This is a genomic window from Nocardioides sp. R-C-SC26, from assembly GCF_021246465.1.
In the GTDB taxonomy this organism is placed as follows: domain Bacteria; phylum Actinomycetota; class Actinomycetes; order Propionibacteriales; family Nocardioidaceae; genus Nocardioides.
The window spans coordinates 12749-25003 of the sequence record NZ_JAHRHK010000020.1; the positions used below are offsets into that span (position 1 = coordinate 12749).

10 protein-coding genes are annotated in these 12255 nt (G+C 70.8%); 4 read left to right on the top strand and 6 right to left on the bottom strand.

Translation table 11 applies throughout. The features are described from left to right. The 3 genes from KSO97_RS15445 to KSO97_RS15455 all read left to right on the top strand — a co-directional run. Positions 1–1310 (top strand): hypothetical protein (locus KSO97_RS15445; protein WP_232680439.1); only part of this gene is annotated, 1310 nt, incomplete at its 5' end. A 129-nt stretch (positions 1311–1439) separates the two neighbouring features. Then, a complete protein-coding gene (locus KSO97_RS15450) occupies positions 1440–1946 on the top strand; it encodes a SigE family RNA polymerase sigma factor (RefSeq protein WP_232680440.1) in 507 nt (168 codons plus the stop codon). Continuing rightward, positions 1939–3441 carry a hypothetical protein gene (locus tag KSO97_RS15455; RefSeq protein WP_232680449.1) on the top strand — a complete coding sequence of 501 codons (1503 nt, stop codon included), beginning with the start codon at positions 1939–1941 and terminating at the stop codon, positions 3439–3441. The genes KSO97_RS15450 and KSO97_RS15455 overlap by 8 nt, the downstream gene beginning before the upstream one ends. A gap of 93 nt (positions 3442–3534) precedes the next feature. Here KSO97_RS15455 and sucD read toward each other — a convergent pair whose 3' ends face one another. Together sucD and sucC are read right to left on the bottom strand one after the other, a co-directional pair. Further along, positions 3535–4428: a succinate--CoA ligase subunit alpha gene (gene sucD, locus KSO97_RS15460; RefSeq protein ID WP_232680451.1), complete on the bottom strand. Its 894-nt coding sequence runs from the start codon at positions 4426–4428 to the stop codon at positions 3535–3537. 30 nt (positions 4429–4458) lie between these two features. Continuing rightward, complete coding sequence (gene sucC / locus KSO97_RS15465) at positions 4459–5625, bottom strand: ADP-forming succinate--CoA ligase subunit beta (protein WP_232680452.1); 1167 nt, start codon at positions 5623–5625, stop codon at positions 4459–4461. A gap of 393 nt (positions 5626–6018) precedes the next feature. Between sucC and KSO97_RS18065 the strand changes: the two genes are divergently transcribed. Beyond that, positions 6019–7050: a M23 family metallopeptidase gene (locus tag KSO97_RS18065; protein WP_308188326.1), complete on the top strand. Its 1032-nt coding sequence runs from the start codon at positions 6019–6021 to the stop codon at positions 7048–7050. Positions 7051–7143: 93 nt separating this feature from the next. On the opposite strand, the gene pcrA is transcribed toward KSO97_RS18065, so the two are convergent. The 4 genes from pcrA to KSO97_RS15490 all read right to left on the bottom strand — a co-directional run bounded on the left by pcrA (position 7144) and on the right by KSO97_RS15490 (position 12169). Next, positions 7144–9591, bottom strand: a complete 2448-nt coding sequence (gene pcrA / locus KSO97_RS15475) for a DNA helicase PcrA (RefSeq protein WP_232680453.1) — start codon at positions 9589–9591, stop codon at positions 7144–7146. Positions 9592–9669: 78 nt separating this feature from the next. Beyond that, a complete protein-coding gene (locus KSO97_RS15480) occupies positions 9670–10026 on the bottom strand; it encodes a hypothetical protein (protein WP_232680455.1) in 357 nt (118 codons plus the stop codon). A gap of 54 nt (positions 10027–10080) precedes the next feature. Beyond that, positions 10081–10743: a response regulator transcription factor gene (locus KSO97_RS15485; RefSeq protein ID WP_232680457.1), complete on the bottom strand. Its 663-nt coding sequence runs from the start codon at positions 10741–10743 to the stop codon at positions 10081–10083. A gap of 64 nt (positions 10744–10807) precedes the next feature. Then, positions 10808–12169: a sensor histidine kinase gene (locus KSO97_RS15490; protein ID WP_232680460.1), complete on the bottom strand. Its 1362-nt coding sequence runs from the start codon at positions 12167–12169 to the stop codon at positions 10808–10810. Between the last annotated feature and the right edge of the window lie 86 nt (positions 12170–12255).

A 12255-nucleotide genomic window follows, 5' to 3' on the forward strand; every position in this document is an offset into this window, starting at 1 on the left:
CCCGGCCCCCCGCCCGGCGCGGGGGGCCCCCCCCCGTCGCCGTCGTCGTGGCGCCGGGGTCCGTCGTCGTCGACAGCGCGGGCGCACGGCCCACCATCGACCGGGCCGCCCCGGCCCACCAACGCGACCGCGAGGTGAGCGACGGCGTCACCATCACCCTGCCCGAGCACGCCCTGCTCGCCTCCTCCGACATCTCCGAGCACTACAGCCGGCTCGACTGGACGACGAACCGCACCGGCGACAACTCCGGCGGCAACGGTCTCGTGGTGCCGTGCCAGCGCAGTCGCTACGCCGCCCCGCGGGGCGTCGCCGCCCTGGTGCGGGTCTTCGAGAGCAGTCGCGCGAAGAAGCAGCGACGCCAGACATTGACCCAACTCGCCGAGGCCGCGCCGTCCGAGGCGGCCTCCCAGCGTGCCTACCGCACCGCGGTGCGGTGGTTCGCCGGCTGCGACGCGCCACGGATGCAGCTGCTCAGCACGCGCGCACCCCGCGACGTCGGCGACGAGGCGGTCCTCCTGACACTGCGCTCCTGGCAGCGCCCGGTCGGCACCGTCGTGGTGGGCGTGGCCCGCACCGGCCGCTACGTCACCGCCACCGTGCTGCAGGCTCCCGGCGACCAGGCCCCGGGGCGGGGCTCCGCCTCCGCCCTGCTCGCCGAGGCCGTCGGAGGTCTCTGCATCCTCCCCGAGGCCGGAGCCTGCGCTCCGCGCTCACCCGCCACCCCGCGCCGTCCGGCGATCCCCACGGGGACGGCGCCCGCGATGCTCGGCGAGATCGACCTGCCACCCGTGCCGGGCGTGAAACGCCCCTGGGTCGGCACCCGCCCCCGCCGAGCGATGACGAACGACGCGGCGTCCGGCTGCGACGCCACGAGCTTCTCCGGCCGATTCCGCAAACGCCCCTTCCGCCACACGGCCACCCGCACGTTCGTCGTCCCCGAGGCCGGTCTCTCCCGCGAGTTCGGTCTCACCGAGACCGTCGGTGCACTCCCGGGCGCCGTCGCCGCAGCGCTGGTCGGACGGGTGCGGCGCCAGCTCTCCACCTGTGAGGAGCGCGACCTGACGACGTCCGTGGTGGAGGTGCGCAGCTCCGACGACGGCCCTCGCAATCTCAGTGTCTGGCGCCTGGACGTCCAGGTGACCGACAGCCGTGAGATCACGTTCTGGATGGCGTTCCTCCGCGACGGCGACGCCGTGGGGCAGCTCGGATTCGTGCCCGACGGCTCACGCGACATCGGTGAGGCCGGCTTCGTCGCCGTCGCCGAGCGGGCTCTGGAGCGCCTCGGCTCGCTGCGCGACTTCCGCGACTGACGCAGCCCGCCACGGCGACGGCTCGGCTCGGCTCGCCAGGAATCTCGGGTCGGCGTGCAACCGTGTGGGTCTTCGATGCGTATCACTCTCGACCACCGCGAACCACGCAGACGAGAGGAGGCCAGCGGAATGGACGAAGCCGAGTTCGACGAGTTCTACGCAGCCTCGTATCGCCGGCTGACGGGGCAGGTCTACGCCATGATCGGCAACCTGGACGAGGCACAGGAGTGCGTCCAGGAAGCCTTCGTGCGAGCGTGGGACCACCGCCGCAAGCTGGCGTCAGCCGACCATCCCGAGGCATGGGTGCGCGTGACGGCCCACCGGATCGCCATCAGCCGCTGGCGGCGCACGATGCGCTCACGCCGCGCACCTGACCGGGCCTTCGCACCAGCGGTGGCCGCGCCCCCCATCGACGAACGTCACGTGGCGCTCGTCGAGGCGCTCAAGGCACTTCCCGAGGACCAGCGTCGCGCCATCGTGCTGCACCACATCGCCGATCTCCCCGTGGCCGCCGTGGCCGTCGAGGTCGGCGCACCGGAGGGGACGGTCAAGGCCCGCCTGAGCCGCGGCCGCGCCGCCCTCGCCACCCTGCTCGACGACGGCACCGGCCTCACGGGAGGAGTGAGCAATGCCTGACCAGAACCGCGGCCCCGACCGCAACGACGACCTGTTCCACGACTTCCGCCCGGAGATCGGCATGAGCCCTGTGTCTGGTGCCGAGATCCGGCGCCGCGGCGACCGTCGTCGCCGCCGCCGCGCGCTGGCCACCGGGGTGGCGACAGCCGCGGTGATCGCCGCGGTGGTCACCCCCGTCGCCCTGAGCATCGCCGGCGACGACAAGGCCGGCGTCGATCCCGCGACGTTCCTGCCCGGCCGCGACGCCGCACTGCTGACGCCGTCCGACCTGCCCGATCGCAGCGAGCGCGGGGAGAACCAGACGCCGCTGCTGCCGTGGGAGCTCTGGACGCCGACCGAGGCCGCCGAGGAGTTCCCGCTCCTCGGCTGCGCACCCGGTTTGCTGGACCAATTGCCGGACGCGACGACGGCGTCGGTGCAGCTCGGCGCCGAGCTCGACCTCGAGCTCGAGCCGGGCGACGTCGTCCCGCCGTCGCCGCCGAGCGGCAAGGTCGGCGAGGTGATCGTCGACTTCGGCTCCGCCGCCGAGGCGATGGCGGCCTACGACACCCTCGCCGGACAGATCGCCACCTGCGACGATCCCGGCCCCGGCCGGCAGCTGACCGACTTCGCGAACTACGAGCCCCGCGACGTCCTAGCGGGCGACGGCGAGGCGTTCCTCGCCCGCCGCGACATCTGGGACGACGCCGTCTGCGACTGGCGGGACGGCTGCGACGGCTGGAACACCGAGTACCAGGGCCTGGCCCGGTTCGCCGACCGGCTCGTGGTGTTCTCCTACGCCGAGATCAATGGGAACTTCGAGCCCGAAAGGCTCGACCAGGCGGCGTCCGACGCCTTCGACCAGGCGCTGCTGAAGGCGGGCGCCCAGGCTCGTCCCAGCTCGCCGACGACCGAGCCTGTCGACTCGCAGATCCAGCCGGCCGATCCCGACGCCGGCTCGGAGTGGCTGGACGACCTGCCGCTGGACGAGGGCCTTGTCGCGATGGAGGCCGACGGCGGGGAGGCCCGCGGGCCGCGGCTGGGCCTGCACACCGTGACCTTCGCGGAGGGATCCTGCCTGGCTGGACTCTGGCCCGCCGCCGACGGCGTCACGTTGGGTGCCAGTGCCAGTGGCCCGGAGTACTACGACGCCCGGGAGGTCGTGCGCTTCCCCACGGTCGGCGAGGCCGCGGACGCCTTCGGGGCCGTGGTGGACGGCGTGCTGAACACCTGCCCGATCGTCACTAGCGACATCGAGGGCAACGACCTGACCTACACCGAGCTCACCGACCAGCGCGGGGAGCCGACCTTCGCCTTCAGCGCGATCTACGCCACCGGGGTGACGGGCAACTCCGTCTACGCGTTCGGTTTCTACGGCGACGCCGTCATCGCGATCCAGCGTTCGGGCGAGATGGGCGGCTCCCCCGAGTCCGTCCAGGCGGCGTCCACCGCGGCCCTGCAGGACCTCCTCCAGATCCGCGACGAGGTCTGCGACCGCACCGAGTGCAGCTCCTAGCCGGAACCACGTTGACCCGTCTTTGCGTAAAGACGGGTCAACGTGGTCTGCGGCGTTGACCCGTCTTTACTTGAAGACGGGTCAACGTCGGGTTCAGAGGTTCTGCATGATCTCCCGCATCAGGGCGGCGGTCTCGGACGGCGTCTTGCCGACCTTCACGCCCACGGCCTCGAGGGCCTCCTTCTTGGCCTGCGCGGTGCCCGAGGAGCCCGACACGATGGCGCCTGCGTGGCCCATGGTCTTGCCCTCGGGTGCGGTGAAGCCCGCGACGTAGCCGACGACCGGCTTGGTCACGTTGTCCTTGATGAAGGCCGCGGCACGCTCCTCGGCGTCGCCGCCGATCTCGCCGATCATCACGATCGCCTTGGTCTCCGGGTCGGCCTCGAACGCCGCGAGGGCGTCGATGTGGGTCGTGCCGATGATCGGGTCACCGCCGATGCCGATGGCCGTGGTGAAGCCGAAGTCCTTGAGCTCGAACATCATCTGGTAGGTCAGCGTGCCCGACTTCGACACCAGGCCGATGGGGCCCTTGCCCGCGATGGTGTGCGGCGTGATGCCGGCCAGCGACTCCTCCGGCGTGATGATGCCGGGGCAGTTCGGGCCGATCATCCGGGTGCCACCGTGGTTGGCCTCGGACTGCAGGTAGCTCCACACCTCGGCGGTGTCCTGCACCGGGACGCCCTCGGTGATGACGACCATCAGGCCGATACCGGCGTCGATGGCCTCGATGCAGGCGGCCTTGGTGAAGGCCGGCGGCACGAAGAGCACCGAGACGTCGGCACCGGTCTCGGCCATGGCCTCCTTGACCGAGCCGAACACCGGCAGCTTCTCGCCGTTCAGCTCGACCGTGGTGCCGGCCTTGCGGGCGTTGACGCCGCCCACGATGTTGGAGCCGGCCTGCAGCATCAGGTCGGTGTGCTTGGAGCCCATCCCGCCCGTGATGCCCTGGACGATGATCTTGGAGTCCTTGTTCAGGTAGATCGACATTGTTCTCTCGTCTCTATCTCTCGCCGGGGCTCAGGCGTTCGCCAGCTCGGCGGCCTTGTCGGCCGCGCCGTCCATGGTCGCGACCTGGGTGACGAGCGGGTGGTTCAGCTCGTCGAGGATCGCCCGGCCGGCGTCGACGTTGTTGCCGTCGAGGCGGACGACGAGCGGCTTGGTCGCCGCGTCGCCGAGGATCTCCAGGGCGCCCTTGATGCCGTTGGCGACCTCGTCGCACGCGGTGATGCCGCCGAAGACGTTGACGAACACGCTCTTGACCTGCGGGTCGTTGAGGATCACGTCGAGGCCGTTGGCCATCACCTGGGCGTTGGCGCCGCCACCGATGTCGAGGAAGTTGGCGGGCTTCACGCCACCGTGGGCCTCACCGGCGTACGCGACGACGTCGAGGGTGCTCATCACCAGGCCCGCGCCGTTGCCGATGATGCCGACCTCGCCGTCGAGCTTGACGTAGTTGAGACCGAGGTCCTTGGCCTTGGCCTCGAGCGGGTCGGCCTCCTCGCGGATCTCGAACTCCTCGTGGTGCGGGTGGCGCACCTCCGAGGCGTTCTCGTCCAAGGAGACCTTGCCGTCGAGCGCCTCGAGCTTGTCACCGGCCAGCCGCGCGAGCGGGTTGACCTCGACGAGCGTGGCGTCCTCCTCGACGAAGACCTGGTACAGCGACTGGATCATCGCCACGGCCTGCTCGAACACCGGCTCGGGGAACTTCGCCTCCGTGGCGATCGCGCGGGCCTTGGCCTCGTCGACGCCGGTGCCCGGGTCGATCGCGATCTGGCGGACGGCCTCGGGGTTGGTCTTGGCGACCTCCTCGATCTCCACACCACCCTCGACCGAGGCGATGCACAGGTACTGACGGTTCGCACGGTCGAGCAGGAAGGAGAAGTAGTACTCCTCCTCGGGCGGGGTCGCCGGCGTGACGAGCACGCGGTTGACCGTGAGGCCCTTGATCTCCATGCCGAGGATGTTGGAGGCGTACCCGAACGCCTCGTCGGGGGTCTTGGCGAGCTCCACGCCACCCGCCTTGCCGCGGCCGCCGGCCTTGACCTGAGCCTTGACGACGGTCACGCCGCCCAGCTCCTCCGCTGCCGCCTTCGCGGCCTCGGCGGTCTCGACGACGACGCCCAGCGTCGTCGTCACACCGTGCTTGGCGAACAGCTCTTTCGCCTGGTACTCCATCAAGTCCACTGATCTCAGTCCTTGTCGTCTGGTAGGTCGCCGCCGGGCGCGTCTGACCGCTGCCGCGCGTGCTGCCTGGGGCACCCTAGTCCCGCTCGCCTCCCGCTCGGGAACCCGGCCGGTGACTGGTCAGTAGCCAGCCGACGACCCCGTGGTGACATCCGAGCGACCCGAGCGATCCGCACGCGCGCCGCCACTGGTCCAGACCATCACCCGCCCGGAGGTGGTGGAGGATCCACAGCACCCACACCAGATTGTCGGTTCAACTACGCAGTCCTGGAACCATCCGTTAAAGTCTCGTCCCGTTGCGCCCGGCCGTCATCGCGCCGTCGCATCCCAGTCGTCGAGCTTCACTACGGGGTCTAACAGTCCATGGGGAACCACCGAGCGGAACGTCGCACCGTGCTGCGACGCACCTCGCCCGTCTCGCCGCGCCCCCTCGACAGCGACTCCAGCCCCTCGCCCGCCCCGCAGACCGGCGTCTCCGCGGCTCGTCCGTCGAGGGCGGCGTCTCCGGCGGCCACTGCCCCGGTCGTCGCTCGCACGCCGGTGCGGATCACCCCGAGCGTGGATCTGGTGGAGGCCCTGGAGAACTCGGGGACCTTCCACTTCACCGATCTCGACGTGACCACCGAGCTGCCCACCGTCGCCGTGGCGCCCTCGGTCGGCAAGCGGCGCGCGGTCAAGCACGCCGGGTCGCGCGGCCCCCTGTTCCGCGGCCTGCCCTCACCCCCGATCCTGCTCGGCCTGGCGACGCTCGCGGTCGCCGTCGGCGGCGTGCTGACCTCGACCGGCCCCGATCTCGCAAGCAACCAGCCGGCGCTGCGTCCCGCCTCGGCCCTGACCGGCGAGTCGGGCGTGGCCGGGGTGAACTCGATGCGCAACGGGTCGGTCTCTCGTTCCGCGGACCGCAGCGCGGCGGACGACGCCAGCGGCTCCGAGCTCCTGGCGGCCGCCGAGGCGCAGGCCGAGGAGCGCAACGACGCGCTCGGCCAGATGCGCGACCTGGCCGAGAAGCAGGCGAAGTTCCTCGCGGACAACCGCTGGATCCTGCCGCTCACTCCCTCGATCATCACGGCCACGTTCGGTCAGTACGGCTTGTGGTCCAGCTACCACACGGGCTTGGACTTCAACGGCGAGAACGGCGACCCGATCCACTCGATCGCGCCCGGCACCGTCACGTTCACCGGCTACGACGGCGCGTACGGCAACAAGACCGTGGTGACCCTCGAGGACGGCACCGAGCTCTGGTACTGCCACCAGACCTCCATCGGGGTCTCCGTCGGAGACTCCGTCAGCCAGGGCGAGGTGATCGGCACGGTCGGCTCGACCGGCAACGTCACCGGCTCGCACCTGCACGTCGAGGTCCGCCCCGGCGGCGGTGACCCCGTCGATCCGTACGCTGCATTCGTCGTGCACGGTGTCACTCCCTGAGCCGTGCTCCGGGAGTAGCGCGCGAGCCATTCGGCTCACCGGGTCTCGAGACGGTCGCAGAGCGACCTCCTCAACCACCGGTCGGGAGCCCGCCTACAGTTTCTCGACCGGCGCGTAGCGCAACAGCAGGCGCTTGACGCCCTCGGAGCCGAAGTCGATCGAGGCAGCGGCTCGGTCGCCCGCGCCATCGACGGCCACCACGGTGCCGAGGCCGAAAGAGTCGTGGGTGACCCGGTCGCCCGGAGCGAGGCTCGGGATGGCCCGCCCGGCCTTCGCCTTGGAGGCGGCATCCGCACGGGCGGCCGCGGCGGAGAAGTGTCGTCGGCCGGCCGCCGTCGGGGCACCGAGCCGGGGCGCGGTGGTCGCGGCGAGATCGGGACGGGCCCACCGGGTCTGATCAGCCTCGGTTCGTCTCCAGTCGACGAGATCGACGGGCAGTTCGTCGAGGAAGCGGCTCGCCGGGTTGTGGGACGGCGCGCCCCAGGCAGACCGGACCATCGCGCGACTGATGAAGAGCCGCTCGCGCGCGCGGGTGATGCCGACATAGGCCAGTCGCCGCTCCTCCTCCAGTTCCGGACGATCGCCGAGGCTGCGGGCGTGCGGGAAGACGCCGTCCTCCATCCCGGTCAGGAAGACCACCGGGAACTCCAGCCCCTTGGCGGTGTGCAGTGTCATCAGGGTGACGACGCCCTGGTCGGGGGTCGGCTCCCCGTCCTCGTCGGGGCCGGGATCATCGGGGATCTGGTCGGTGTCGGCCACCAGCGCGACGCGCTCGAGGAAGTCGGCCAGGCCCGGGGTGACCAGCTCGGCGTCGACATCGGCGGGATCGGCACTCGGTCCGGCCTGGGGGTCCTCGGAGAACTCCCGCGCGACGGCGACCAGCTCGGCCAGGTTCTCCAGCCGGGTCGCGTCCTGCGGGTCGTCGGAAGCCTCGAGCTCGGCGAGGTATCCCGAGCGTTCCAACGCCGTCTCGAGGACGACGTCGGGCCGCTCGCCCGCCGCCACCATCGACTGCAGCTCCTCGATCAGCGCGACGAAACCACGGATGCTGCTGAGGCTGCGGGTCGCGAGCCCGGGAGCATCGTGAGCGCGGCGCAGTGCGTCCCAGAAACCGATCCGGTCTCGGTCGGCGAGCTCGTTGATGCACTCGACTGCCCGATCACCGATACCGCGCTTGGGCACGTTGAGGATCCGGCGGAGGCTCACCTGATCGGCCGGATTCACGAGCAGGCGCAAGTAGGCCAGGGCGTCGCGAACCTCGCGCCGCTCGTAGAAGCGGACGCCCCCCACGACCTTGTACGGCATCCCGGTGCGGATGAACATCTCCTCGAACACCCGGCTCTGGGCGTTCGTGCGGTAGAAGACCGCGACGTCGCCGGGTCGCCGTCCGGCGTCGGTGAGGGTGTCGATCTCGCCGCTGACGAAGCGCGCCTCGTCGTGCTCGTCGTCGGCGACGAAGCCGACGATGCGCTCGCCGTCACCCGCGTCCGACCACAGCCGCTTCGCCTTGCGGCCCTGGTTGTTGCTGATCACCGCGTTGGCCGTCGACAGGATCGTCTGCGTCGAGCGGTAGTTCTGCTCCAGCAGGATGGAGGTGGCGTCGGGGAAGTCTTCCTCGAAGTCGAGGATGTTGCGGATGTCCGCCCCGCGGAACCGGTAGATCGACTGATCGGCGTCGCCGACCACCATCAGCTCGGCCGGCGGCACCGCCTCGGCTCCGGCGTCCTCGAAGCTGGCTGCGCACAGCTGCTGGATCAGCGCGTACTGGGCGTGGTTGGTGTCTTGATACTCGTCGACGAGCACGTGGCGGAACCGACGCCGGTAGGCCTCGCGCACGTCGGGGAACTCCGAGAGCAGGCGCACCGTCAACATGATCAGGTCGTCGAAGTCGAGGGACTGGGCCTCGCGCAGCCTCCGCTGGTAGAGGGCGTAAGCCGCTGCGTAGGTCTCCTCGAGGTGGTTGCGCGCCGAGGCAGTCACCTCCTCCACGTCGCGCAGCTCGTTCTTGTGGTTGCTCACCCAGTGCAGCACCGCTCCAGGCTGATAACGCCGCGGATCGACGTCGAGATCCTTGAGCACCAGCGTCATCAGACGTTTCTGATCCTGGGCGTCGTAGATGGAGAAGTTGCTCTTGTAGTCGAGCAGCCCGATCTCCTTGCGCAGGATGCGGACACACGCCGCGTGGAACGTGCTGACCCACATGATGCGGGCCCGTCGTCCGACGAGCTCCTCGACGCGTTCGCGCATCTCGGCGGCGGCCTTGTTGGTGAAGGTGATCGCCAGGATCGAACCCGGGTGCGCGCGCCGCTCGCTGATCAACCAGGCGATCCGCCGGGTCAGGACCCGGGTCTTGCCACTACCCGCTCCCGCCACCACGAGCAGCGGGTGCCCCTCGTGCCGGACCGCGGCGCGTTGAGGCTCGTTCAGCCCGTCCAGCAGTTCCTCCGCGCTCGGACCGCGCCGGCGAGCGGCGCCTGATCCACCGTCGACAGGGGGCTGGGCGACGGGGTCGAAACCGAGGGTGTCCTGCTCGCTGCTCATACTGCCGTCAGCCTACGGCCGGCCACCGACGAGGGAACCCGCCGAGGCCCGACGCTGCGGACGAGTCTCGTGTGCCGCTCAGACGTGGACGGAGGACCAGAACACCGCGACGGCGACGTTGACGACCGCCAGCCCCGTCAGCAGCACCCACAAGCCCTGGGGGATGCGCTCCTTGCGGGTGTTGGCCATTACCAGCACCAGCACGACCAGGCCGATCAGGAACTTGACCGCGACCTTGGCGTGGTTGACATCGGTGTCCCCGGCCTCCAGGACCCCGACCAACGCCAGACCGGCGACGAACGCCAACCCGGCGCCGTCGCGCATCGCGCCGTTGACGCGCTTCTCCCCCGGGCCGGCCTGGGCGAGCAGACCGCCGATCAGCGCCGCGAAGCCCAGGATGTGGAGGAAGAGGAAGATCAACCGCAGCGCGTCCATGTGGCGCACGATATCGGTCCGTTCGCGTGAGCCGAGCGGGGCGCGCTCGATCTCCTAGAGCAGGCGACGGTCCGAGGCCCACCGGGTCAGCTCGTGCCGCGACGAGAGCTGGAGCTTGCGCAGCACCGAGGACATGTGGGTCTCCACCGTCTTGATCGAGATGAAGAGCTCCTTGGCGACCTCTTTGTAGGCGTAGCCACGCGCGATCAGGCGCATCACCTCGCGCTCGCGTTCGGTGAGCCGGTCGAGATCCTCATCGACGCTCGCGATCTCGATGGCGCCGGCGAACGCGTCGAGCACGAAGCCGGCCAGACGTGGCGAGAAGACGGCATCGCCCTCGGCGACCCGACGGATCGCGGAGACCAGCTCCTCCCCGGTGATCGTCTTGGTGACATAGCCCCGGGCGCCGCCGCGGATGGTGCCGATGACGTCTTCGGCGGCATCGGAGACCGAGAGCGCGAGAAAGCGGGCCGGAGTGCCCGGGCTGCGACGCATCACCTCCACTCCGCCGCCGCCGGGAAGGTGGACGTCGAGCAGGACGACGTCGGGGGCGAGCGAGGCCACGGCAGCCACCGCCTCGTCGACGTCGGCGGCCTCGCCCAGCACCTCGACGTCGTCGTGACCGATGCCCTCGAGCTCTGCCCGAACCCCGCGGCGGAACATCGCGTGGTCGTCGACGATCACGACTCGTACCCGCGGGCTCGTCGGCTCGCTCATCGGCTGATTCCCTTCACTCACGATTGACCGGCTGCCGCGACCGGGCGAGCGACCCTCGAGGCCGTCACACCGACTCCGGGTCGGGCGCGGCCGCTCCCCGATCATCGGGCCGATCATCGGGCATCCCCTCCCGCTCCGGGACGGGACGGCGCAGGTGCAGTCTCACCTCGGTGCCTTCCCCGGGTGCCGAGCGCACCTCGCCGCTCCCGCCGTGGCGTCGCATCCGGTCGAGGATGCTGTTCCGCACGCCGTAGCGGTCCTCGGGAACGGCGTCGAGATCGAACCCGGCACCACGGTCGCGGACGTAGATGTCGACGGCGTCCGGCGAGATCTCGGCGTAGAGGTCGATGCGCGTCACGCCGCCGTGCTTGGCCGCATTGGTCAGGGACTCACGGGCAGCCGCGATGATCGGGCGAAGCGCCTCCTCGACGTCGCAGTCACCGACGGTGACGACGTCGACGCTCACACCGTGGACGTCCTCGGTGTCGGCTGCGACCGCCCGCAGTGCCGAGGCGACCGTCGAGCCGTCCGCCGTCTCACCCGCGTAGAGCCAGGACCGGAGGTCGCGTTCCTGCGCGCGCGCCAGGCGGGCCACCGTCGACGCATCGGCGGCGTTCTTCTGGATCAACGCCAGGGTCTGGAGTACCGAGTCGTGCAGGTGCGCGGCGACGTCGGCACGCTCCTGGGTGCGCACCCGCTCGGCGCGCTCGTCGGTGAGCTCGCCGACGAGGCGCCAGATCCACGGGCCGATCACGACACCGATGCCGAGGATGCCGAGGAGCCCCGCCACCAAGGCACCGCGTGCGTCCTGCCACGACCCGTCGTCGAGCCCGAAGGCGAACAGGGCGATGGCCACCAGCGTCACACCCGCGCCCACGCGGGCGTAGGCGGCCCATCCGCCGCGTCCGAACACGATCTGCACGGGATCCAGACGCCCGTCGAGGTCGAACCACCGCTCCCGTTGCGCCTCGTCGGCCTGACGCCACAGAAGCGCCACACCGGCGACACCGAGGGCAACCGGCCACACGATCGCACCGCTGCCGAAGATCGCCTGGACGCCGAAGATCGCGCCGATCGCCAGCGCACCCAGCACGATCACCGGCCCCAGGTCGCTGAGGCGACGGCGGGCGCGCGGGCGCCGCCCGCCACGTGCGGCACTCGCCAGGCCGGGTGCGAGTCGCTGATCGGCCGACACCGCCGAGGCGGCCGGCAGTGTCATCCACAGGCCCAGGAAGAGGAAGAGGCCGAACCCGCCGAGGACGGTGGCCACGATGAACCCGACCCGCACCCACAGCACCGGCCATGCCAGGTGACGGCCGAGGCCCCCCGCCACCCCTCCCAGCACGGCGGCCTCGAGTTCGCGCTCGGCGCGGCGAGCGTGCCAGACCTCCGGCGGGGCCGGCGTGGACGGGGCATGGGTGGTCATGGTCGGGCCATCGTCACACAGCGAGACGCCCTCGCTCATCGGTTGGCCCCCCGGCTGCGACCCTGGTGCGACCCCGAGTGCGAGGT